We start from the raw sequence: 22,014 nt of genomic DNA, 5'->3' as shown, positions 1-22,014 counted from the left end.
CGCGCGCCGGCTTCCGACCGACGCCGACAGCCTATCGATCCAGTCTGATCCGCCCGGCCCGAGCCTGCCCTGCCTGCACGAGAAAGGCCCCCGCTCCTTCTTCCCCCCGGAGGAAGAGCGGGGGCCACAGCCCGGGTGCGATGGCTCACCGCACCCGGGCCGGCCTCATCGACGGGCCCGCTCAGCAGGTCCCGCTCAGCAGACCCGGCTCAGCAGGTCCAGCTCAGCCGGATCCAGCCCGGGTTGCGCACCTCGTACCGCTGCGGGGCGTTGGCCGCGCTGCCGTAGGTGCCGGTCGCCGAGGAGTCGAGGTAGCTGGACCCGGCCCCACCGGCCGCGCCGGCGATGTTCCACTGGGACGTCCCGACACCGTTGCTGCGCACGACGCCCCCGGAGCCGCCGCCGGCGTAGCCACCGCCGCCGGCCCCCGAGACGAGCGGGCGGGCGGTGCCGGTCGTCGAGACGCCGTTGGCGCCGTTGCCCCCTCCGGGCCCGAATGCCGCACCTGCGCTGCCGGCCCAGTGCTCGCCGTCACCGCTGCCGAGCGCGCCGCCGGCGCCGCCCGCCGCTCCGCTCGCGCCGCCCCCTCCGTAGACCGTCCATCCGCGCGTGCCGAAGAACCCGGTCGCGAACTGCGAGTTGTTGCCGCTCCCGCCCGTCGTCCCCGACCCGTTCCCGCCGTCCTGCCGCGGGTAGCCGATTCCGGGGCTCGAGGTGATGTCGCGGCCGTTCCACGCCCCCGAACCGCCACCGCCGCCGGCGACGATCAACGGCGTCGAGCCGAGGAGGATCGCCGACCCTCCGCCACCGGAGCCGCCGGCGTAGTTCTCCATCGCCGATCCGCCGCCGCCGAAGACGGTCGATCCGCCGCTGCCGTAGCCTCCGCCGCCGACATAGCCGGGCGACGGCGGGCCGCTGACGGTGTTGTGGAAGCCCATGCCGCCCTGGCCGACGATGAGCGAGAGGACCTGCCCCGGCGTGACGAGGAGGACGCCGGTGACCAGCGCACCGGCGCCGCCCGACCCGACGAGCGTGTGGCCGTCGTCCGTGAACGTCGACGTCCCCCCGGCAGCTCCGGCGACCTCGAAGGTCAGCTGCGTGACGCCGGCGGGGACCGTGAAGGTGCTGTTCATCGCGGGTGCCTGCGTGCCGGTCGGGGCGGGGGCGGTCATGCTCCCCCCGCCGGTGCAGCCGGACGCGGCGGCCAGCGGCACGGCGGCGGCGGCCGCGATCACGGGGATCGTCCATGCGGCGCCCCGGACGATCGTGCGGCGGGAGACGCCGTCCGATCCGATGTGGATCGGTCCCTCTCCATTGGATATCGATGCAGTGTTGTCGTTCAAAGCCAGCCCCCAGAATTCATGGTCGTTCGCAAAGCGGCGCATTCGCCTTCCGGCAGTCGTGCGCTCATCCATTGAGACGGCGGCGAGCGGGGTTCATCCGCCTATCGGCTCGTTTTCCTCCGGTTTCCGTCGCTGGAGTATCCGGTTTCGTCCATCCCGGAAATACGGTCGGTCACAGGCCGTCCCCCGTACAGGAGCGCATCGCGGATGGACGCCACGACCACCGTCCACGCACCCCGTCTCGTCCATCCATGTCAGAAAGCGGTGTCCGTCCTCATGTCCACTCCTCCGCACGACCCCCGCAGACAGCCCACGCTGTCGTCTCTGGGGTGGCGCACCAGGGAGCATGCGCCTCAGCGGTCATCGGTCGAGCTCACGACGGACGGATCGTGGGTCGTCGCGCGGGCGTGGTCGACCACCGGCTCCCTCGACGCCGAGCCCCTCGGACAGGGGGCGACCCGGATCATCGTCGGCGTCGACGGCGCCGCTCGCGTCCACCTCGGCGAGGAAGCCGTGGACGTGCGGCCGGGGGAGATGGTAGTCCTCGACGGGGCGACGCCCGCGAGGGTCGAGAACGACGGGATCTGGGCCCGATGCGAATGGCATCTGCGCTCGCCGGCCCTCCGGCAGCAGAAGTTCCGCGCCCACTTCGCCCGCGCGATCGCCCTCCTTCCCGGCGACTACGCGCTCGTCACCGCGATCACCAACGTGATCAGCACACGGGAGGATCTCGGGGAGCCGGGCGGCGCGAGCACGCTCCACAACGCGCTGACCGACATCGCGCTGACCGGGATGCTCAACTGGGCGGGCGAGAGGACGACGCTGTCCCCGACGCAGGCGATGATCCTCCAGGAGGCGAACGCCGCGATCGAGTCCCGGCACGCCGACAGCGCGTTCGACGTGCGTTCCCTCGCGGAGGCGCTCCACATCTCGGATCGCCATCTGCGTCACGTCTACGCCCTCATCGGGACGACACCTCGCACGGCCATCGAGACCCGCCGGCTCGCCGCCGCCGATGCCGTCCTCGGCGTGACGCCGAATCGCGGGAGGGACACCTACGAGGCCGCCGCGCAGAGCTCGGGCTTCCGCTCCGCACGGCACCTCCAGCAGGCGCTCAACCGCCGCCGGGACCAGGCCCAAGCCCAAGCCACCGCCGCCGCCGTCATCGGAAAACGGGCCGGAGCGCAGACGGGCCCTGAGCGCTCGTGAGAACGGTCAGGCCCGTCGCACGCGTTCGCGGGAGCGCTGCACGAGCCAGCACCCGCCGTAGATCGCGAACGAGATCGTGGTGATGTAGGGGCTCACCGGGAGGGTCCCGGCCAGCGCGAGGAGGATCCCGCCGACGGCCGAGACGAGTCCGAACAGCGCGGCCAGCAGCGGAACGATCAGGGGGCCGGCGGCCACGCGCATCGCGGCGGCCGCCGGGGTCACCAGCAGGGCCATCACCAGCAGGGCGCCGATGATGTGCACGGCCACGGCGACGATCAGCCCGAGCAGCACCATGAAGACCAGCCCGACCAGGCGCGTCGGCACGCCGCGCGCCTGCGCGGAGACCGGGTCGAGAGAGTCGAAGCGGAGCGGGTTCCACATCAGCACCAGCCCGATCAGCACGACGGCGCTGATGCCGATCAGCCATCCGAGATCCGGCGAGGACACGGAGACGATCTGCCCCGTGAGCAGGCTGAAGCGGTTGGCGCTACGGCCCTCGTAGAGCGAGAGGAACAGGATCCCGAGACCGAGGCCGAACGGCATCAGCACCCCGACGATCGAGTTGCGGTCCCTGGCCCGCGAGCCGAGCAGTCCGATCAGGATCGCGGCGACCAGGGCGCCGCCGATCGATCCCGCCACCACGCTGCCGCCGAACAGCAGCGCGGCCGCGGCCCCGGCGAAGGACAGCTCGCTCACCCCGTGCACGGCGAAGGCGAGGTCCCGCTGCATCACGAACACGCCCACGAGCCCCCCGACGATCCCGAGGACGGCGCCGGCGACGATCGAGTTGGCGAGGAGCTGCACGAGCGCCCCGTAGTCCTGGAACGAGAACACGTCGCTCCAGTCGAGGGCGGGCACGACGAGCCCGGGGATCACGCGACGTCTCCGTGGACGTGCGCGTGGTGCGGCTCGGCGTCCGGGATCCCGACCACGACGAGGCGGTCGCCCGCGCGCAGCACGAACACCGGCGCGCCGTAGAGGTCGGTGAGCACCCGGCTCTGGAGGACCTCGTCCGGGGTGCCGAGCATGAACCGGCCGCCGGCGATGTACAGGATGCGATCGACCTTGCCGAGGATCGGATTGATATCGTGCGTCACGAACAGGACCGCCGCGCCATGCTCCCGGCGCTGCCGGTCGATGATCTCGGTGACGCCCTGCTGGTTGGCGAGGTCCAGGTTCGACAGCGGCTCATCGCACAGGAGCAGCGACGGATGGTCCATGAGCGCCTGCCCGACGCGCAGCCGCTGCTGCTCGCCGCCGGACAGGTCGCCCACCCGTCGATCGGCGTAGTGCGCGGCCCCGACGTCCCGCAGCGCCGCATCGACGCGCTCCCGGTCGCCGCGCCGCGGGACGGGCAGACCGAACCGCGTGCCCTGCACGCCGAGGGCCACCACGTCGCGCGCGCGCATCGCCGTGTCCGGCGGATAGGGCCGCTGCTGCGGGATGTAGCCGATCCGCCGATTGCCGCGGTGCACGGGCCGCCCCTCGACGAGGACGCTCCCCGCGCTCAGCGACTGCAGGCCGAGGATGCTGCGCAGGAGCGTCGTCTTCCCCGATCCGCTGGGGCCGAGCACCGCGATGAACTCGCCGGGGGCGACATCCAGGTCCAGTCCCGACCACAGCTCGCGGTCGCCGCGGTCACGCGTGCTCGCGGATCCCCGGCCACCGGGCCTGGTCAGCGCGGCCCCGCGGATCCGGAGGACGGACGCACCATCCCCCGCGCCGCCGTCCGTCGCGGTCACGCGCCGACGGCGGAGGCGAGGGACTCGATCGCATCACGCATCCACTCAGCGTACGTCTTCCCCTCGGGCAGGATCTCGGTGAACGCGACGACCGGGATGCCCGCGTCCTTGGCGGCCGACACGACCTTGTCGGTCTCGGCACCGCCGGTCTGCGAGTTCGTCAGCACCGCCCGCACCCCGCCGCCCTTGACGACGTCGAGGGCGGCCAGCAGAGTGGCCGGCGGCACGTCGCGCCCCTCCTCGACCGCCTCGGCGAAGCCGGCAGGGGCGACATCGGAGAGCCCGGCGGCCGTGGCGAGGTAGCCCGGGACGGGCTCGGTGAGGAAGACGCCGGCTCCCGCTGCCTTCTGCTTCACCTCGTCGAGCCGCTGCTCGTCGGCCGCGAGCTGGGCGGTGAGGTCGGCGGCGCCCTTCTCGTACGTCTTCGCGCCCTCGGGGTCGATCTCGGCGAGGTGGTGGGCGACGTCCTCCGCCATGTGGGTCATCGTGTGCGGGTCGAACCAGACGTGCTCGTTGAAGCCCTCGATATGGTCGTGGCCCGCGTGATCCCCGTGCTCGTCGGCGTGACCCTCCTCGGTGTGGCCATCCGCACTGCCTTCCGCACTGTCGGTGGGGGTGCCGTCGGTGGGGGTGCCGCTCTGGGCGTGGTCATCGGCCGCGCCGGAGTGCTCGCCCGCGTGGTCGTGACCGGTGTTCCCCGGGTAGTCGTGCGAGAACTCCACGGCCGCGATCACCGGCGCCTTCGACCCCTCGAGCAGCGCATCCATGAACGTGTCGTACCCGCCGCCGTTGGTGATCACGAGGTCCGCGCCGCTCACCGTCAGCCGGTCCCGCGCCGAGGCCTCGTAGGAATGAGGGTCCTGCGTCAGGGACGTGATGACCGACGTCACCCGGACGCGGTCGCCGCCGATCGCCGCCGCGATGTCGCCGTAGACGTTGGTCGAGGCGACGACGTCGATCCGCCCGTCATCGGTCGCCGACGGTCCGGAGGACGCGGCGGAGCACCCGGCGAGCGCGAGGGCGGAGACGGACACGAGGGCGGAGATCAGGAGGGGCTTCTTCACTCTTCGACCGTAACGTAAATGAGAATCGTTCTCAAATAGGCCGTGGCGGCCCCTCCGCCCCTCCGGCCCACCGTCCCAGCCGCCCCCTCACCGCTCGCCCTCCCGGCCCACCCTCCCGACCCACTCCTCGAGACTGCATCTGCGTTCCGAGACTGCGCGATTTTCCTGCTGTCTCGGAACGCAGGTGCAGTCTCGGCGAGGGCGGTCGGGATGCGGAGCAGGCCCGCACTCGGCGAGGCCCCGTGCAGGCGCTCGTGCAGGTGCTTCGCGGCATCCGCACATATTTTCCGGCATTGACGGCCACCGGCCACTCGCTGTGGAATGCCTATGTACTTAATTTCTGCTCAGAAAAAAAGTCTCCCCCGCCTCATCGAGCATGCGGAGCGCGACGTCGACGTCCGCCCGCGGAAGGATGGTCCCCCATGGACGATCGACGTCCCCAGCCCGAGGATCGAGAGCCCGGCAGTCGTCCGGACACCGATCGCTCCGAGTCCACGCAGTCCGAGTCCGCGAAGGCTGAGTCCACGCAGTCCGCGACGGCTGAGTCCACGCAACCCGAGTCCGGACAGCCCGAGTCCGGACAGCCCGCGCAGGCTGCGGGTACGGCCGACACCGGCGGCACGGCCGGCGCGCGCGGCACCGGCATGAGCCGGCGGACCCTGCTCAAGACCGGGGGCGTCGTGGCGCTCGCGGCGGGGACGTTCGGCATCGGCACGGCCGTCGGGAGCGGCGGCTTCCGGGGCGCGGCGCTCACCCCGGCCGAGCAGGCGCTCGCCGCTCCCGGAGGCGCGGTCAAGCTGAACGTGCTGTTCATCGGCGCGCACCCCGACGACGAGGCCTCGAACCTCGCCGCCTTCGGGCAGTGGAACGAGTTCCTCGGGATGAGGGCCGGCGTCATCACGGTCACCCGCGGAGAGGGCGGTGGCAACGCGGTGGGGCTCGAGGAGGGACCGCCGCTCGGCATCATGCGCGAGGCCGAGGAGCGCAAGGCGGTCGGCTACGCCGGCATCGAGCACGTCTTCAACCTCGACGGCCTCGACTTCTACTACACGGCGAGCGCGCCGCTGTCCCGCGAGGTGTGGGGCGGGGACGCCGTGCTCGGGCGGATCGTCCGCGTGGTCCGCGCGACACGGCCGGACGTGATCGTGACGATGAACCCGTCCGCCGTCGAGGGCAACCACGGCAACCACCAGCAGGCGGCGATGTTCGCCGTCGAGGCGTACCTCGCCGCGGGCGACCCGGAGAAGTTCCCCGAGCATCTGGACGAGGGGTTCTCGGCCTGGCAGCCGCGGCGGATCCTCCGCGCAGGGGCGAGCGGCGACGGCGGAACCGGGGAGGGCGGGGTCGCCAAGGGCTTCAAGCCCACCGTCGCATCCGACGTCGTCTTCGGCTGCTGGAACGGCACGCCGAGCGAACGGCACGGCCGCCCGTGGTCGGAGATGCTCGACCTGGCGCGCTGGGCGTACGTCACCCAGGGCTGGGCGGAGATGGAGGCGAGCCCCAAGGATCCGGCGAAGATCCCCAACTCGTGGTTCACCGTGATCCACTCCCGCTCCCCGATCGCCGACCCGCGCTCGGGCGGCGATGCGGCACTGCTCGGAGCGGCGCTCCCGATCGAGGGCGGGCTGCCCTTCGGGACGCTCATCGACGTTCGTCCGAGCCGTTTCGAGGCGGTCGCCGGACAGCCGCTCGACATCGCCGTGACCGTCACCGCGCCCGAGGGCATGAAGCTGCCCGGAGGGACCCTGTATCTGAAGGCGCCCTCCGGTTGGACGCCGGGCGGACCGGCGGAGGTCCCTGATCTCGCTCCGGGCACGGCGCACCAGGCGACCCTGCGGGTGACCCCCGCGGCCGATGCCAAGCCCGGCGCGCAGGCGCGGGTCGAGGCCGCCCTCACGTCCGGCTCCGCGACCGGTGCGAGCTTCGCCCAGGTGCGCGTCGCGGGCGGCGTCGAGGCCACGATCGCGCCGTTGGAGGAGATCCAGAGCTTCCGCACCTGGACCGCGGGCCTCGGCATGAAGCACCTCGACGTGCTCGTGCCCGAGCTCTTCCCGCTCGGGCAGGGACGCACCCGCACCCTCGACGTCGTCGTGGAGAACTTCGCCGGCGAGAGCCGTTCCGGCACCGTCGCCCTGACGCTTCCGGACGGATTCACCGCCGCCCCCGCGCAGCAGTCGTACTCGGACCTCGCCGCGGGGAAGACGACGACGGTCAGCTTCGAGGTGACGAACGCCGACACCGCCATCCCGACGGCGAACCGCGCCCCGAACAAGGGGAACTGGCCGGTGGTCGTGACCGCCACGAGTGAGGACGGCACCGCCGAGCGGAAGGTGACGATGAACCTCGTGCCGACCTATGCGGTGACGCGCGCGGCCGTCGCGCCGACCGTCGACGGAGTCCGGAACGAGGGTGAGTACCCCGGCGAGCCGATCCCGGTCGAGACGATCTGGGACGGGAAGCCGATGGGCGAGGCCACCCCCACCATCAGCGGCAGGACCTGGATCACGCACGACGACGAGAACCTCTACCTGTTCCTGTCCGTCGTCGACGACGTTCGCGGCACGATCCTCCCTGCCTCGGACAACAAGCGGCAGCGTCGCACCGACTCGGTGGAGATCTACGTCGACCCGCGCGGGAACGCGGCGAACACCGCGCACACGTTCATCGGCGGCATCATGCCCTCGATGGACTCGATGACCGGTGCGCCGGGCGTCGGCCGCGATCGGGACAACTGGCAGGGCGAGGCCGACGTCACCGCGCCCGGCATGGAGGTGAAGGTGGTCATGGCACCGGACGACGCCGCCTACACCGGATACGACATGGAGGTGAAGATCCCGTTCGACGTGCTCCCCGACAACCTCGACCCCGAGCACGTCGGGTTCAACGTGATCATCAACGACTCGGACACGCAGAACAAGGCCGCGCAGAACCGGGTCGGCTGGTCGACCTTCCCGGGAATGCGGGCGGATCCCTGGCGCTGGGGCATCATCACACTCGACGGCGTCAAGGACGCCGGCGCGAAGCCGAAGGACCCGACCCTGCCCGACACGTCCGCCCGCTCGGTCGCCTCGCCGCAGTCGATCCTGCAGTCGGCCGATGACCGTGTGCCCCTCGGCGGTTTCCCGACCGGCGCGGACCGGCTCGAGGTCGTGTCGTCGTCGGTGGACGCGGGAATGGTGACGCTCGCGCTGCAGGCCCCCGTGGCCGGGACCGCGCGGGTCTTCCTGTGGGACGGCGCGCAGGAAGTCGGCGCCGCGGAGAAGGAGGTGCCTGCCGGCCGGACCGAGCTGCGGTTCACGGCGCGCACCTCCTCGACCGGCGCGGCCGACAGCCTCGTGCCCACCAAGGCGTCCCCGGTGCTCGCGGTGTCGCTCGACGCCAAGAGCAGCGTGTTCGCCACCCGCGCTCCCCTGGGCGGCCGCTCGGTCTGACCGGACCCGTGCCCTTGCGCGCGGATTCTGCCTTGCCGCGCGAATTCTGCCCCGCCGTGGCAGTTGTTGTGGGTTGAAGCCTCTCTCAACCCACAGGAACTGCCACGGCGGGGCATCTACGCACACCGCACCACGCAACACCGCCCACAGCCCACAACAGCCGCGCGAACCGCCCCGCACCGCGGGCACAGCACAGGGCCGGGCTCGAGCCCGGGCGAAGCCGTGGACGTCAGTCGACGAGGAGGGCGGGCTCCTCCAGCACGGCGGCGACGTCCGCCACGAAGCGGCTCATGCCGTCGCCGTCGATCACCCGATGATCGAAGGACCCGGCGACCGTGGTCACCCACCGCGGGCGCACCTCGCCGTCCACGACCCAGGGCTTCTGGCTGATCGTGCCCATCGCGACGATCCCGGACTCGCCCGGGTTGATGATGGGGGTGCCCGCGTCCATCCCGAACACGCCGATGTTCGTGATCGTGATGGTGCCGCCCTGCTGGTCGGCCGGCGTCGTCTTCCCCTCGCGGGCGGTGAGCGTCAGGCGGTTCAGCGACCGGGCGAGGTCCTTCATGCCCAGGTCCTGCGCGTCCTTGATGTTCGGGACGAGCAGGCCGCGCGGCGTCGCGGCCGCGATCCCCAGGTTCACGTAGTGACGGACGGCGATCTCCGCGCCGTCGTCGGTGTCGATCCACGCGGCGTTCACCAGCGGCGTCCGGCGAACGGCCCAGATCACGGCGCGCGCCATGATCAGCAGCGGCGACACCTTGATGTCGGCGAAGTCGGGCGAGGCCTTCAGGCGCTTCACGAGCTCCATCGTGCGGCTGGCGTCGACCTCCTTCCAGACCGTCACGTGCGGCGCCGTGTACGCGCTCTGCACCATCCCCGCCGCCGTGACCTTCCGCACGCCCTTGACGGGGATGGACTCCGTACGGGGATCCGTCACCGCGGGACGCCCGGGGACCAGACCGCGAGCGAGCCCGGCCGCCGCCGGCTGCGGCGCCGGCACCTTCTCCTCGCGCACCTCGCTCCATTCGGGGGTGCTGATGTTGCGGAACACCGACGCCTGCTGCGCGTGGGCCATGACGTCCTCCCGCGTCACCTCGCCGTCGGCGCCGGTCGGGGTGAGCGCGGTGAGGTCGACGTCGAGATCACGGGCGAGCTTGCGGATCGGCGGCTTGGCGATGACGCCTGCCGAGGAGCGCACCGGGCGCTCGGCGGGACGACGGCGACGGGACGAGGCACCGGATCCCGATCCGTAGCCGACGAGGACGGAACCGCCGCCCTCCTCCGCCGCGGGCTCCGCGACCGGGGCAGCGGGGGCCGCGCCGCCGTCCTCGACGAAGGTGATGATCGGCGTCCCGACGTCGACGGTCCGCCCCTCCTCGACGAGGATCTCGCCGACCGTCCCGGCGTGCGGGGACGGAAGCTCGACGAGGGACTTGGCGGTCTCGATCTCGCAGATGACGTCGTTGACGGCCACGGCGTCGCCCGGCGCGACGCGCCAGGTGACGATCTCGGCCTCGGTCAGCCCCTCGCCGACGTCCGGGAGGGTGAAGGTCTGAGTGCTCATGAGAGGTCCTTTCGAGACGTCGGGACGGAGCGGCGGTCGACCGTGCTCACCGGTCAGTAGGCGAGCACACGGTCCACGGCTTCGAGGATGCGGTCCGCATCGGGGAGGTACTCCCCCTCGAGCTTGGCGGGAGGGAACGGCGTGTCGTATCCGGACACCCGCAGCACGGGGGCCTCCAGCGAATAGAACGCCCGCTCCATGACGGTGGCGGCGACCTCGCTGCCCAGGCTGGTAAACCCGGGGGCCTCCTGCGCGTAGACCATCCGCCCGGTGGATCGCACCGAGTCGAGGATCGGCCCGTAGTCCACGGGCGAGAGGGAGCGGAGATCGACGACCTCGCAGCTCGTCCCCTCCCCCTCGGCGAGCGCCGCCGCCTGGAGGAGGGTCGAGACCATGGCGCCGTGGCCGACGAGGGTGACGTCGGTGCCGCGGCGGACGACGCGCGAGGCGTGCAGGGGCAGCGCGGGCGCCGCGAGGTCCACCTCGCCCTTGGGCCAGTATCGGCTCTTGGGCTCGAGGAAGATGACCGGATCGTTCGAGCGGATCGACTCCTGGATCATCCAGTACGCGTCGTTGGGCGTCGAGGGCGAGACCACCCGCAGGCCCGGCGTGTGCGTGAAGTACGCCTCGGGGCTCTCCTGGTGGTGCTCGACCGCCCCGATGTGCCCGCCATACGGGATCCGGATCACGATCGGCATCGAGATCGCGCCCTCGTGCCGATAGGTGATCTTCGCCAGCTGCGAGGTGATCTGGTCGAAGGCCGGGAAGACGAAGCCGTCGAACTGGATCTCGCACACCGGGCGGAATCCGCCCATCGCGAGTCCGATCGCGGTCCCGACGATCCCGGACTCGGCGAGCGGGGTGTCCAGCACCCGCTGCTCGCCGAAATCGCGCTGGAGATGCTCGGTCACCCGGAAGACGCCGCCCAGGCGCCCGATGTCCTCGCCCATGAGGAGGACGCGGGAGTCGTCCTCCAGCGCCTTGCGCATGCCGGCGTTGAGCGCCTTGCTGAACGGCATCGTCTCGACGGTCATGCCCGGCCCCCGTCCGCCGTCGTCGGCTGTTCGCCGAACGTCGCCTCGTATCGTGCGCGCGCGGCGCGCTGCTCCTCGACCAGCGGGTGCGGATCGCTGTAGATGCCCGCGAACATCCGCTCCGGGGTCGGCCCCTCCAGGACGACCGTCCGCGTGCGCAGGTCGTCGGCGGCGGCCTCGGCCTCCGCCTCGACGTCGTCGAACAGGGCGCCGGAGGCCCCGCGCGCTTCGAGGTACGCGCGCATGCGGGCGATCGGATCGCGTTCCGCCCACTCGGACTCCTCGTCGTCGCCGCGGTACTTGGTGGGGTCATCGCTCGTCGTGTGCGCTCCCATCCGGTACGTCACGGCCTCGATCGCGCGCGGGCCGTCGCCGGCACGGGCCTCGTCGAGCGCCCGCCGGGTGACGGCGTAGCTGGCCAGGACGTCGTTGCCGTCCACGCGGATGCTGGGCATGCCGTAGCCGTAGCCGCGCCGCACGAGCGGCACAGGGGACTGGGTGGAGACCGGCACGGAGATCGCCCACTGGTTGTTCTGCAGGAAGAAGACCTCGGGCGTGCGGTAGCTCGCCGCGAAGACCATCGCCTCGTGGACGTCGCCCTGGCTGGAGGCGCCATCGCCGTAGTAGACCATCACGGCCTCGTCGCGCTCCGGGTCGCCCGTGCCGCACTTGCCGTCGAACACGAGCCCCATCGCGAGGCCGGTCGCGTGCAGCGTCTGCGAGGCGAGCACCAGCGTGTAGAGCCGCGTGTTGCCGTTCGCAGGGTCCGTCGGGTCCCAGCCGCCGTGCGAGATCCCGCGCATCAGCTTGATGATGTCGACCGGATCGACGCCGCGGATGCGGGCGACCGCATGCTCCCGGTACGACGGGAAGATCGTGTCCTGCGGCCGGGAGGCGCGGGCCGACCCGACCTGCGCGGCCTCCTGCCCACGGCTCGGCGGCCACAGGGCCAGCTGCCCCTGCCGCTGCAGATTGGTCGCCTGGGTGTCGATGGCGCGGATCACGACCATGTCGCGATAGAACCGTTCGAGCTCGGTGTCGGCCAGGGCCTCGATGAGCGGAAGATACTCCTCCGCGGCGGGACTCGGGGCGAAGGCTCCGTCGGCGTCGAGGACGCGGACGAGGGCGGGGTCGGCGGAGGTCACCGTTCTACGCTAATCCGCGAATCGGGCATCATCGGTGAAGAGTCCGTACAACGGATTCCGCGGCGCGTAGGACCTTCTCCACGGATTCATGCTCCCCGACGGATATACGGATGCCGTCTCCGTCGAACGGGCGCACGATCAGACCGGCCTCGTCGAACACCGCAGCGACCGACATCGTGTCCGCCCCCGTCGGCAGCCAGACGAAGTTCCCCTGCGCATCCGGGACGTCCCATCCCTGTGCCCGCAGCCCGTCGACGAGCACCGCCCGTCGCTCGACGATCACGTCGACCCGCGCGCGCAGCTCGTCCTCGGCGTCGAGGCTGACGATCGCCGCCCGCTCCGCGGCCGAGGTCACCGAGAGCGGGATCGCGGTCGTCCTGGCGGCGTCCAGCACACGGGGGTTGCCGATCGCGTATCCGACGCGGAGGCCCGCGAGCCCGTAGGCCTTGGAGAAGGTGCGCAGCACGACGACGTTCGGGTGATCCTCGTAGACCCGCTCCGCCAGCCCGTCGACGGCGTCGGGCGCCGTGACGAACTCGGCGTACGCCTCGTCGAGCAGCACGAGCACGTCCTGCGGCACCTTGGCCAGGAAGGCCGCGAACTCGGCGCTCGTGACGACGGGCCCGGTGGGGTTGTTCGGCGTGCAGACGATGATGACCCGCGTACGGTCGGTGACCGCCGCCGCCATCACGTCGAGGTCGTGTCGTGCGCCCGACGCGAGCGGCACCGGGACGCCGGTGGCGCCGGAGACCAGGGGAAGCCCGGGGTACGCCTCGAACGACCGCCACGCGTAGATCACCTCATCGCCGACCGTGGCCGCGGCGGACACGAACTGGTAGAGGATCGACACGCTGCCCGAGGCGACGTGCACGGCGTCCGGCCCGACACCGTGGCGTTCGCCGAGTCGCTCCCGGAGCGCGCCTGCCGTGGCGTCCGGATAACGGTTGACGGGAGTCGCGGCGGCAAGAGCCTCGGCCACCTGCGGGAGCGGATCGAACGGGTTCTCGTTGCTGGAGAGCTTGAACGCGTCCGCACCGGCCTGCTTACCCTGGCGGTACGGCGGCAGGGCCGCGATCTCGGGACGGATGCGCGGAAGGATCGGATCGCTCACCCTGCCGAGTCTATTCCGCGGCCCGCTCGCGGGACCGTGCCGCTCCGGCGCCCGGCGCGCGTTGCCGTGACAGTTGCCGTGACAGGGGCCGACGGAGATGGGAGACTGGTCGATCATGGGATTCCTCATCCGCATCGTCGTGAACGCTTTCGCCATCTGGGTCGTGACCCTCATGCCGTTCCTCCAGGTGAGCGTGACCCCGTTCGCCCCGGGCGAGACGACGCAGCTGGTGATCACCCTGCTGGTCATCGCCCTGGTCTTCGCGCTCGTGAACACGATCGTCGGCACGGTCGTGAAGATCGTCGCGTTCCCGCTGTACATCCTCACGCTCGGCCTCATCTCTCTGATCATCAACGGGTTCCTGCTGTGGCTCACGGCGGTGATCACGGGGACGTTCGGCTGGGGTCTCCACGTGGACAGCTTCTGGTGGGGCGTCGTCGCGGCGCTCATCATCGGCGTGATCAACGCGATCTTCGGCGGGATCATCCGCCCCCAGCGACGACGCGCCAGGGACCGCGACCGCTGACGCTGACGCTGCGACCGCTGACGCTGCGACCGGAGGCCCCGAGAGCGCCGACCCTGAGGCCGGAAGCCCCACGGGGAACGCGTCCTCCGGGCGCCCGAACGCCTGACGCTCACGGCCGCCACACCCGATAGTCGGCCACGACGATCTCGGTCGCCCCCGCCCGCTCGGCCAGCCGCTCCCGCAGCGCCCCGACCCTGGGATCTCCGGACGCGTCGACCAGCTCCGCCGTGCCCGCATACGCGTCGAGGAGGTGCGTGCGGAGCAGGATGTCGTGCAGACCCTGCTCCGGATCGCCGATGCGCTCGACGACGATGCTGTCGGGCGCTCCGGTGCCCTGCGGGGATCCGCCCGCGGCGAGGCTCGAGACCAGGTCGTCGGTGTGCCGGACCACGACGCTCAGCACGCTCTCGGGGAGCTCGGCCTCGATCGGGGGACCGAGGGCGATGACGGAGCGGACGTCGTACTCGCCGCTCCGCGCGATGAGCTGGGCGATCATCCCACCCTGGGAATGGCCGGCCAGGTCGAGCGCATCGCCGGGGCGGGCTCCGGCGATGCGCAGCGCGTCGAGCACGGCCTGGTAGGAGTCCGCCTCGGCCCGCGACGCGTACATCTGCGCGTTCGACGCCATGTCCCAGGGCTCGGACGGATCGAGGATCGACTGCGTGCCGGCGATGTAGGCGGCGAACCGGCGCGTGCCGTCGGGCATCGCGTACGCCTCGACCCGGACCTGCGCCCCCTCGGTCGTCGGGAACCGCGAGACCACGTCGGCCAGCCCCGTCGGCGGGCCCGAGGGAGGCGGCACCGGAGTCGGCGCGATCCGCACCGTGTGCGGTCGCGGAGTCAGCGCCTCGCCGCCCGGAACGACCCCCACCCCGACGGCGCCGATCGCCATGAGCCACAGGGACGCCAGCCAGGACTGCTCCCGCTGCCCCCAATGGCCGCCCGCGGGGAAGATCACGCCGGCCCATCCGGTCTGCTCGGTGAACCCGTCGAACCGGCTCTCCCGCCACTGCGCGAGGAGGCTCGCCGCCGCCGCATCCGCATCGGGACGCCGCTCGGCCCGTGTCTCCGCGTCCCGACGGAGCGCGGCCGCCTCACCCGGATCCGTCGCCTGCAACGCCTCCGCCCGTGCACGGAGCTCGACCAGCTCGTACGCCTCGGCCATCAGCTCCACCCCACGGACCACTGTCTCGAGCGCCTCCTCCACGGCGTCCACCCGGCCCGCTGACGGGCCGAGGCCGCCGAGGTCGCCGAGGCCGGGCACGGAGCCCGCCCCCGACACTGCGACCGATCGCAGCTCCCGCGCGACGAGGTCGAGGTCACGGCCGAGGATCCGCAACCGCCGCACGACCTCGTAGAGCTCCTCGGTGTCCACCGCGAGCGCGCCTCCGCGCGAGATGTCGATCTCATCCCCCATCCCTCCTCCCCTCCCTGCCCGGCACCGCGTCGGTCATCCCAGCACCGAGCCCGCCGCACGGGCCTGCGCAGCGGCGGCCGACAGCTCCTCGGCGAGCTCGGCCAACCGCCGATGCAGCGCGTCGATCCCCTTCGAGCGCCAGTCCGTCCGCGCGGCGAGGTCACGGAGATCGGCGCACGCCCCCTCCAACCGATCCAGCGCCTCTCGCAGCCGATGCCGTGCGTCGTCCAGGGCAGGGTCAAGAGCCGTCGAACGGCCGAGGAGTGCGAAGGTCATGCCCCCACGATGGCCGGTCCGCGACGACCCCGCCCGGCGATCCGCACGACCTGTGGAAAGCCCGCCGGATGCCGGATCCGTGGAGGGAGAGCGCCACGAGGACCGTGGCCCGTGCGGCATGATGGAAGTCATGGTCGAGCCGGATCCGTTCCGCGTCATCTTCGTGTGCACCGGGAACATCTGCCGCTCCCCCATGGCCGAGGTCGTCTTCCGGGACATCGCCGAGAAACAGGGGCTGGGCGACAGGATCGTGTCCCGCAGCGCCGGCACCGGGGACTGGCACGTGGGCGAGCGGGCCGACGAGCGCACCATCGACGCCCTCGCCCGCCGCGGCTACGACGGATCCCGGCACCGCGCTCGGCAGTTCACCTTCGACTCCTTCACCGACAATGACCTCGTCGTCGCCCTCGACCGCACGCACGAGCGGATCCTGCGTCAATGGGCGCGCGACGAGTCCGAGGAGGGCAAGGTCACCCTCCTCCTCGCCTTCGACCACGATGCGGCGACGCACGACGTCCCCGACCCCTACTACGCCGACGCCAGGATGTTCGACGAGGTGCTCGGTATGATCGAGAACGCGAGCCGAGGCCTGTTCCGACAGCTCGAGCCCGCCATCCGGCCACCGGCGCCCCGGGTCTGATCGCGGGGCCTGCCGCGCAGGCCCCCTCCGGATCCGCGTCGCCTCGATCAGGAGGACTCCCCTGACTGCCCAGCCCTCGCTCCCCGTCCAGCCCCTCAGCCCGCTCGACGGCCGCTATCGCGCCGCCGTCTCACCTCTCGCGGACTACCTGTCCGAGGCGGGGCTCAACCGCGCCCGCGTCGAGGTCGAGGTCGAGTGGCTGATCGCCCTCACCGACCGCTCGCTGTTCGGCACCGCCCCGCTCGCCGACTCCGACAAGGACCGGCTGCGCGGCCTCTACCGCGACTTCGGTCAGGCCGAGATCGACTGGCTCGCCGAGAAGGAGGCCGTGACTCGGCACGACGTCAAGGCCGTCGAGTACCTCGTCCGCGACCGGCTCTCCGCCCTCGGCCTCGACGCGATCGCCGAGCTGACGCACTTCGCCTGCACGAGCGAGGACATCAACTCCGCCTCGTACGCGCTCACCGTGAAGCGCGCCGTCGAGCACGTCTGGCTGCCCGCGCTGCACGGCGTGATCGCGAAGCTGCGCGAGCTCTCCGTCGAGCACGCCGACGCCGCCATGCTCTCCCGCACGCACGGACAGCCCGCGACGCCGTCGACCATGGGCAAGGAGCTCGCGGTGTTCGCCTGGCGCCTGGAGCGCGTCGCGACCCAGATCGCCGGCTCCGAGTACCTCGCGAAGTTCTCCGGCGCGACCGGCACCTGGTCGGCGCACCTGGCTGCCGATCCCGATGCGGACTGGCCGACCATCGCCCGCGAGTACATCGAGGGCCTCGGCATCGGCTTCAACGGGCTCACGACGCAGATCGAGTCGCACGACTGGCAGGTCGAGCTGTACGACCGCGTCCGGCACGCGGGCGGGATCCTGCACAACCTCGCCACGGACGTGTGGACCTACATCTCCCTCGGCTACTTCGCGCAGATCCCGGTGGCGGGGGCCACGGGATCCTCGACGATGCCGCACAAGATCAACCCGATCCGCTTCGAGAACGCCGAGGCGAACCTCGAGCTGTCCGCCGCGCTGCTCGGATCGCTGTCGCAGACGCTGGTCACCTCGCGCCTCCAGCGCGACCTCACCGACTCCACGACGCAGCGGAACATCGGGGTGGCCTTCGGCCACTCGCTGCTGGCCCTAGACAACCTGCGCCGAGGTCTGAACGAGATCTCCCTCGCCAGGGACGTGCTCCTCGCCGACCTCGACGTGAACTGGGAGGTGCTCGGCGAGGCGATCCAGACCGTGATCCGCGCCGAGGTCGTTGCCGGCCGGTCCACGATCAGCGACCCCTATGCCCTCCTGAAGGAGCTCACCCGCGGACACCGCGTCGGCGGGGCCGAGCTCGCGGAGTTCGTCCAGGGGCTGGAGATCGGCGACGAGGCGAAGGCCCGGCTGCTCGCCCTCACCCCGCCCACGTACATCGGCGTCGCCGAGCGTCTGGCCCGATGACCTGAGCCGTCGCGGGCGTCCTGGCGTCCGCGACGGTGTCGCTGCGTCGGTCCTGCGTCGGCCCTGCGTCCGGTGACGGTGCGCCGGCGGTCGCCCGCCGAGGCGACCGCCCGTCGAGACCATTCCCGTCGCGAAAAGTGCCGCAACCAGCCACGCGAAGCGGCCACTTTCGCGACCGGAGCGAACAGACACAGCCGATTCCGCGACCGGAAGCCACAACCGATGGGCCGGCCTCCGACAGGGCCACCGCCATCGGCGACCCGCGCGGCAGGTGTGCCCGCACCCACGTCGGCCCGCCACGCGACCGCCCATCGAGACCGCTCCCGTCGCAAAAAGTGCCGCAACCAGCCGCGCGAAGCGGCCATTTTCGCGACCGGAGCGAACAGATGCGGCCGAATCTGCGACCGGAAGCCGCGATCCGGAAGGGCTGGCCGCCGACGGGCGGAGCCCCGGAGGGGGCAGCGCCCGGGAGGCGTCAGCGCTCGAGGGGTCAGCGCTCGGAGGGGTCACCCGGGTCCGTCGGGGAGATCCCGTCGTCAGACGACCCCACGCCGCCAGACGACCCCGCACCATCGGCCACGGATCCAGAGGCAGCTCCAGAGACAGCGCCGGAGCCGGCTCCCGCACCGGCGCCCGGCTTGTCGGAGTCGTAGAGGACCGGGCGGTCCATCGGCTTGGTGACCTGGGCCGGATCGACGGCGAGCATCAGCATCGCCAGGATGAGCAGCGTCAGGATGAACGCCGATCCGCCGACGACCAGCGACAGCGCCCACGGCGTCAGTCCCTGATAGGTGCCCTTGGCCACGGCGTCGATGACGCGCGCGGTGAAGGCGCCGGTGGAGAAGAGCGTCACGACCGCCGCGAAGAGGCCGCAGGCGAGCGCGATCCCGAGCAGGTGCAGAGGGCGCAGCAGCTCTCGGCGGGTGGGCTTGTCGGTCACGCGGTGCCTCCCCGCTCGGCGGTGGGATTCGTTCGGACGACGGCGGCGAGGACGGTGCCGTCGCCGGTCGCCCTCCCCGGAGCCTCGGTGGAGATCGGCGGCCGGGGAGAGAACCCGGCGATGGCGAGGAACACGGCGACGATCGCCGCGTAGGCCCCGAAGATCCCGACGGCGAGGGTGATCCCGGTGAGCGTGAACTGCCCGGCGTCCTCGATCGAGTAGGACCAGGAGTACTGCATCGGGACGAGGAGGAGGCCGACGGCCAGCACCAGCCCGAGGGCTCCGGCGATGATCGCGTCACGCGATCCCTCCGCGGCCGCCCGGGGCTCGAGTCCCGCCGCCCGCGCGGCGCGACGGACACGGATCCCCGCGAGGAGCTCGACGAGCCCCGTGAGGGCGCCCCAGCCGATCACGAGCACGAAGAACATCGGCACCGAGCGCCAGGCCGGGATGCCGCCCGCCATTCCCGTCGCGAGGGAGATGGCACCCATCAGCACGTGCGGCCAGCGGGCGCCGGGTGCGGCGGCGAGCCAGGCGGCGAGGATGTGGATGAGTCCCGTCGCGAGCGCGAAGCCGCTGAAGACCGCGAGGCCCACCGCGGCGGAGTGGTCGGGGGAGAACGTGACCATCAGCGCAGCGACGGCCGCGAAAAGGGCTCGCGCGAGCTGGACGTGACGCACGCTGAACGTCCGGGAGACGGGAGCAGGCATGAAGGGATCCTCTGCAGGGGTGGACTGACCCCAGTCTACGCGGGCGGCTCCGGCCGCTCGGCCCCCGCCGCCCCCTCCGCTCCCTCGGAGGCCGCGGCCCGTCCCCCGGTGCGCGGCCGCAGCTCGCTCACGAGCGTCCCCGCCACGATGAGCGCCGCGCCCACGATCGCCAGCGGCGCGATCCGCTCGCCGGCGATCCGTCCGACGACCCCCGCCCACACCGGCTCGCCCGTATAGATGATGGTCGCCCTCGTGGCCGAGACCGAGCGCTGCGCCCAGGTCATCGTGAGCTGGATGATGCAGCTCGCAGCTCCCATCCCGATCCCGGCGACGAGCCACACCCAGGAGAACTCCGGCGCGCCCTCGCCGACCACGGGCATCGCGGCGAAGCCGAGCAGGCCCGCCGTCATGAGCTGGATGATGGTGAGCCTGCCGATGTCGAACCGGGACGTGAAGAGGCTGATCAGGATGATCTCCCCCGCGATCGGGAGCGTGCTGACGAGCGTGAGGATCTCGCCCTCGCCGAGATGGAGCCCGGCGGCCCCCGGCCCCGCCACGAGGAGCAGTCCAATGAACGCCAGCCCGATGCCGACCAGGGTCGGCCACCGCGGCGGCGTGCGGAACACGGCCCACTGCAGGAGGGGGACGAGCGGCACGTAGAAGGCGGTGATGAACGCCGACATGCTGGAGTCGATCGTCTGCAGCCCCGCGGTCTGCAGGCCGTACCCGCCGAAGATCATCACGCCGATCGCGGCGCCGGCACCGACCTCCTGCCAGCGGAGATCGCGCAGGACCCGGCGGAAGATGATCATGCTGATCAGCCCCGCCGAGACGAACCGGAGGCCGACGAAGAACATCGGGCCGGTGTGCGCCATCGCGGTGTGCACGATGAGGAAGGTCCCGCCCCACACCGCGGTCACGGCGATGAGCGCGAGCTCCTGACGCGTGAACCCGCGCCAGCGGGGTCGGGGCTGCGGCGCGGTCACCTTCCCACGCTAGTGGGCCGCCTCGTCGTCCCCGGCGCCTCCAGCCTCTCCAGCTTCTCCGGCGTCTCCGTCGCCGACCGCGGCGACCAGATGGTCGATCAGCGCCTGGGGCACCGCCCCCTGGCTGAGCGCGACGAGCTGCTGCAACGGGATGCCTCGGACCGGGACCAGCACCTCCTCGGCCACGCCGCCCTGCCGGAGCAGCTCGCGGATCATCTCGCCGCCCTTCGAGTCGTCGAGCCATTCCCCGAACGGGCTGTCCGCCGTGAGCACCATGATCCGCCTTCTTCGTTCTTCGTTCTTCGTTCTTCGTTCTTCGTCGATCTTCTCGGAGGTCATCCGCGTCGTCCTCGGCGTCGGCTCCTCCTCACCGATATCCTGCCCCTCGAGGTCGGGTCATCGCGGCTCCGGCCGATCCGTCCCGCCCTGGCCCCCTCCCGAGGATGCGACATGCCCCGTTTCGACCTCCCGCCCGACGAGCTCCACGGCTACCGCCCGGATGTCGCCGAACCCGCCGATCTCGACGACTTCTGGGAGCAGACGCTCGAGGAGTCCCGAGCGGAGTCCGCACCCCCGCGCCTCCGCCGCGTCGACTCGCCGCTGCAGTCGGTCGAGGTCTACGACGTCACCTTCAGCGGTTTCGCCGGGGATCCGGTCGGCGGCTGGCTGCTGATCCCCGCCGACGCCGACGAGCCGCTGCCCGCCGTGGTGGAGTACATCGGCTACGGCGGCGGACGGGGACTCCCGCACGAGCGGCTGGGGTGGTCGGCCTCGGGGTACGCGCACCTCATCATGGACACCCGCGGCCAGGGAAGCATGTGGGGAACGGGCGGCACGACCCCCGATCCGCACGGAGCGGGGCCGGGAACGCCGGGTTTCATGACGCGCGGGATCGAGGACCCGCACGACTACTACTACCGCCGGGTGTACACCGACGCGGTGCTGGCCATCGACGCGATCCGGACGCTCGATCGGATCGATGCCCGCCGGGTCGCGGTGACCGGTGGCAGCCAGGGCGGCGGGATCGCGATCGCGGCCGCCGGGCTCTCCTCGGGCCTCGTCGCGGCGATGCCCGATGTGCCGTTCCTCAGCCACTTCACCCGTGCGGTCGGGCTCACCGACGAAGAGCCGTACCAGGAGATCGTGCGCTATCTCGCCGTGCACCGCGACGCCGCCCCTCGGACGTTCGAGACGCTCTCGTACTTCGACGGGGTGAACCTCGCCCGCCGCGCCACGGCGCCCGCCCTCTTCTCGGTGGCGCTGATGGACCCGGTGTGCCCGCCGTCGACGGTCTACGCCGCACGGAACCACTGGGGCGGGCACTCCGAGATCGTCGAGTACGCGTTCAACGAGCACGAGGGCGGGCTGGGCGTGCAGTGGGAGCGGCAGGCGGCGTTCCTCGCCGAACAGCTCGCCCGCTGACCTGGAT

At 71.7% G+C, this 22,014-nt stretch carries 20 protein-coding genes; 6 read left to right on the top strand and 14 right to left on the bottom strand.

Features of this window, described 5'->3' with window-relative positions:
* Positions 1 to 209: 209 nt before the first annotated feature.
* The gene (locus J2Y69_RS17245) at positions 210 to 1,343 is read right to left on the bottom strand and encodes a hypothetical protein (RefSeq protein WP_310023057.1); all 1,134 of its coding nucleotides are present in this window, start codon (positions 1,341 to 1,343) and stop codon (positions 210 to 212) included.
* Positions 1,344 to 1,550: 207 nt separating this feature from the next.
* On the opposite strand from J2Y69_RS17245, the gene J2Y69_RS17240 reads away from it, so the two are divergent.
* Entirely contained in the window at positions 1,551 to 2,552 is a 1,002-nt protein-coding gene (locus tag J2Y69_RS17240; protein ID WP_310023056.1) for a hypothetical protein, read from the top strand.
* 6 nt (positions 2,553 to 2,558) lie between these two features.
* On the opposite strand, the gene J2Y69_RS17235 is transcribed toward J2Y69_RS17240, so the two are convergent.
* The 3 genes from J2Y69_RS17235 to J2Y69_RS17225 are packed head-to-tail and all read right to left on the bottom strand — an operon-like array spanning position 2,559 to position 5,358.
* Positions 2,559 to 3,428, bottom strand: a complete 870-nt coding sequence (locus J2Y69_RS17235) for a metal ABC transporter permease (RefSeq protein ID WP_396653127.1) — start codon at positions 3,426 to 3,428, stop codon at positions 2,559 to 2,561.
* Positions 3,425 to 4,294 (bottom strand): metal ABC transporter ATP-binding protein, encoded by an 870-nt coding sequence (locus J2Y69_RS17230; RefSeq protein ID WP_396653126.1) that lies wholly within the window; start codon positions 4,292 to 4,294, stop codon positions 3,425 to 3,427. Before J2Y69_RS17230 ends, J2Y69_RS17235 begins: the two co-directional genes overlap by 4 nt.
* Positions 4,291 to 5,358 (bottom strand): metal ABC transporter solute-binding protein, Zn/Mn family, encoded by a 1,068-nt coding sequence (locus J2Y69_RS17225; protein ID WP_310023055.1) that lies wholly within the window; start codon positions 5,356 to 5,358, stop codon positions 4,291 to 4,293. Before J2Y69_RS17225 ends, J2Y69_RS17230 begins: the two co-directional genes overlap by 4 nt.
* Before the next feature lie 422 nt (positions 5,359 to 5,780).
* Between J2Y69_RS17225 and J2Y69_RS17220 the strand changes: the two genes are divergently transcribed.
* On the top strand, positions 5,781 to 8,789 hold the full coding sequence (locus J2Y69_RS17220) for a PIG-L family deacetylase (protein WP_310023054.1): 3,009 nt from the start codon (positions 5,781 to 5,783) through the stop codon (positions 8,787 to 8,789).
* A 229-nt stretch (positions 8,790 to 9,018) separates the two neighbouring features.
* Here the strand turns inward: J2Y69_RS17220 and J2Y69_RS17215 are convergent, their stop codons facing one another.
* From J2Y69_RS17215 to J2Y69_RS17200, 4 genes are read right to left on the bottom strand one after another with little or no spacing between them, the layout of a single operon-like run.
* Entirely contained in the window at positions 9,019 to 10,356 is a 1,338-nt protein-coding gene (locus tag J2Y69_RS17215) for a dihydrolipoamide acetyltransferase family protein (RefSeq protein ID WP_310023052.1), read from the bottom strand.
* 53 nt (positions 10,357 to 10,409) lie between these two features.
* Positions 10,410 to 11,390 (bottom strand): alpha-ketoacid dehydrogenase subunit beta, encoded by a 981-nt coding sequence (locus J2Y69_RS17210; protein ID WP_310023050.1) that lies wholly within the window; start codon positions 11,388 to 11,390, stop codon positions 10,410 to 10,412.
* Positions 11,387 to 12,535, bottom strand: coding sequence for a thiamine pyrophosphate-dependent enzyme (locus J2Y69_RS17205; RefSeq protein ID WP_310023048.1), 1,149 nt, complete (start codon positions 12,533 to 12,535; stop codon positions 11,387 to 11,389). Before J2Y69_RS17205 ends, J2Y69_RS17210 begins: the two co-directional genes overlap by 4 nt.
* 28 nt (positions 12,536 to 12,563) lie before the next feature.
* Positions 12,564 to 13,646 (bottom strand): histidinol-phosphate transaminase, encoded by a 1,083-nt coding sequence (locus J2Y69_RS17200; RefSeq protein ID WP_310023046.1) that lies wholly within the window; start codon positions 13,644 to 13,646, stop codon positions 12,564 to 12,566.
* A 115-nt stretch (positions 13,647 to 13,761) separates the two neighbouring features.
* Here J2Y69_RS17200 and J2Y69_RS17195 point away from each other — a divergent pair, with 115 nt between their 5' ends.
* Entirely contained in the window at positions 13,762 to 14,172 is a 411-nt protein-coding gene (locus J2Y69_RS17195) for a phage holin family protein (RefSeq protein WP_310023045.1), read from the top strand.
* A 109-nt stretch (positions 14,173 to 14,281) separates the two neighbouring features.
* On the opposite strand, the gene J2Y69_RS17190 is transcribed toward J2Y69_RS17195, so the two are convergent.
* Positions 14,282 to 15,589 carry an alpha/beta fold hydrolase gene (locus tag J2Y69_RS17190; RefSeq protein ID WP_310023042.1) on the bottom strand — a complete coding sequence of 436 codons (1,308 nt, stop codon included), beginning with the start codon at positions 15,587 to 15,589 and terminating at the stop codon, positions 14,282 to 14,284.
* Positions 15,590 to 15,622: 33 nt separating this feature from the next.
* Positions 15,623 to 15,865 (bottom strand): hypothetical protein, encoded by a 243-nt coding sequence (locus J2Y69_RS17185; RefSeq protein ID WP_310023040.1) that lies wholly within the window; start codon positions 15,863 to 15,865, stop codon positions 15,623 to 15,625.
* 130 nt (positions 15,866 to 15,995) lie between these two features.
* Between J2Y69_RS17185 and J2Y69_RS17180 the strand changes: the two genes are divergently transcribed.
* Together J2Y69_RS17180 and purB are read left to right on the top strand one after the other, a co-directional pair.
* The gene (locus J2Y69_RS17180) at positions 15,996 to 16,505 is read left to right on the top strand and encodes a low molecular weight protein-tyrosine-phosphatase (protein WP_310023037.1); all 510 of its coding nucleotides are present in this window, start codon (positions 15,996 to 15,998) and stop codon (positions 16,503 to 16,505) included.
* Positions 16,506 to 16,566: 61 nt separating this feature from the next.
* Positions 16,567 to 17,949: an adenylosuccinate lyase gene (gene purB / locus J2Y69_RS17175; RefSeq protein ID WP_310023128.1), complete on the top strand. Its 1,383-nt coding sequence runs from the start codon at positions 16,567 to 16,569 to the stop codon at positions 17,947 to 17,949.
* Positions 17,950 to 18,439: 490 nt separating this feature from the next.
* Here the strand turns inward: purB and J2Y69_RS17170 are convergent, their stop codons facing one another.
* From J2Y69_RS17170 to J2Y69_RS17155, 4 genes are read right to left on the bottom strand one after another with little or no spacing between them, the layout of a single operon-like run.
* Positions 18,440 to 18,889 carry a hypothetical protein gene (locus J2Y69_RS17170; RefSeq protein ID WP_310023036.1) on the bottom strand — a complete coding sequence of 150 codons (450 nt, stop codon included), beginning with the start codon at positions 18,887 to 18,889 and terminating at the stop codon, positions 18,440 to 18,442.
* The gene (locus J2Y69_RS17165) at positions 18,886 to 19,599 is read right to left on the bottom strand and encodes an acyl-CoA synthetase (protein ID WP_310023035.1); all 714 of its coding nucleotides are present in this window, start codon (positions 19,597 to 19,599) and stop codon (positions 18,886 to 18,888) included. Before J2Y69_RS17165 ends, J2Y69_RS17170 begins: the two co-directional genes overlap by 4 nt.
* A 35-nt stretch (positions 19,600 to 19,634) precedes the next feature.
* Positions 19,635 to 20,585 (bottom strand): DMT family transporter, encoded by a 951-nt coding sequence (locus tag J2Y69_RS17160; protein ID WP_310023032.1) that lies wholly within the window; start codon positions 20,583 to 20,585, stop codon positions 19,635 to 19,637.
* A gap of 9 nt (positions 20,586 to 20,594) precedes the next feature.
* On the bottom strand, positions 20,595 to 20,924 hold the full coding sequence (locus J2Y69_RS17155) for a hypothetical protein (RefSeq protein ID WP_310023030.1): 330 nt from the start codon (positions 20,922 to 20,924) through the stop codon (positions 20,595 to 20,597).
* A 111-nt stretch (positions 20,925 to 21,035) separates the two neighbouring features.
* Here J2Y69_RS17155 and J2Y69_RS17150 point away from each other — a divergent pair, with 111 nt between their 5' ends.
* Complete coding sequence (locus tag J2Y69_RS17150; protein WP_310023028.1) at positions 21,036 to 22,007, top strand: acetylxylan esterase; 972 nt, start codon at positions 21,036 to 21,038, stop codon at positions 22,005 to 22,007.
* Positions 22,008 to 22,014 lie beyond the last annotated feature (7 nt).

It is taken from the genome of Microbacterium resistens, assembly GCF_031456305.1.
GTDB classification, from domain to species: Bacteria; Actinomycetota; Actinomycetes; order Actinomycetales; family Microbacteriaceae; genus Microbacterium; species Microbacterium resistens_A.
This window is presented reverse-complemented; position numbering and strand designations above follow the sequence as displayed.

Coding starts and splice junctions, on each gene's coding strand:
- J2Y69_RS17240 (WP_310023056.1), top strand. CDS start 1,551: ATGGACGCCACGACCACCGTCCACGCACCCCGTCTCGTCCATCCATGT.
- J2Y69_RS17220 (WP_310023054.1), top strand. CDS start 5,781: ATGGACGATCGACGTCCCCAGCCCGAGGATCGAGAGCCCGGCAGTCGT.
- J2Y69_RS17215 (WP_310023052.1), bottom strand. CDS start 10,356: ATGAGCACTCAGACCTTCACCCTCCCGGACGTCGGCGAGGGGCTGACC.
- J2Y69_RS17210 (WP_310023050.1), bottom strand. CDS start 11,390: ATGACCGTCGAGACGATGCCGTTCAGCAAGGCGCTCAACGCCGGCATG.
- J2Y69_RS17195 (WP_310023045.1), top strand. CDS start 13,762: ATGGGATTCCTCATCCGCATCGTCGTGAACGCTTTCGCCATCTGGGTC.
- J2Y69_RS17190 (WP_310023042.1), bottom strand. CDS start 15,589: ATGGGGGATGAGATCGACATCTCGCGCGGAGGCGCGCTCGCGGTGGAC.
- J2Y69_RS17185 (WP_310023040.1), bottom strand. CDS start 15,865: ATGACCTTCGCACTCCTCGGCCGTTCGACGGCTCTTGACCCTGCCCTG.
- J2Y69_RS17180 (WP_310023037.1), top strand. CDS start 15,996: ATGGTCGAGCCGGATCCGTTCCGCGTCATCTTCGTGTGCACCGGGAAC.
- J2Y69_RS17165 (WP_310023035.1), bottom strand. CDS start 19,599: ATGCCTGCTCCCGTCTCCCGGACGTTCAGCGTGCGTCACGTCCAGCTC.
- J2Y69_RS17155 (WP_310023030.1), bottom strand. CDS start 20,924: ATGACCTCCGAGAAGATCGACGAAGAACGAAGAACGAAGAACGAAGAA.
- J2Y69_RS17150 (WP_310023028.1), top strand. CDS start 21,036: ATGCCCCGTTTCGACCTCCCGCCCGACGAGCTCCACGGCTACCGCCCG.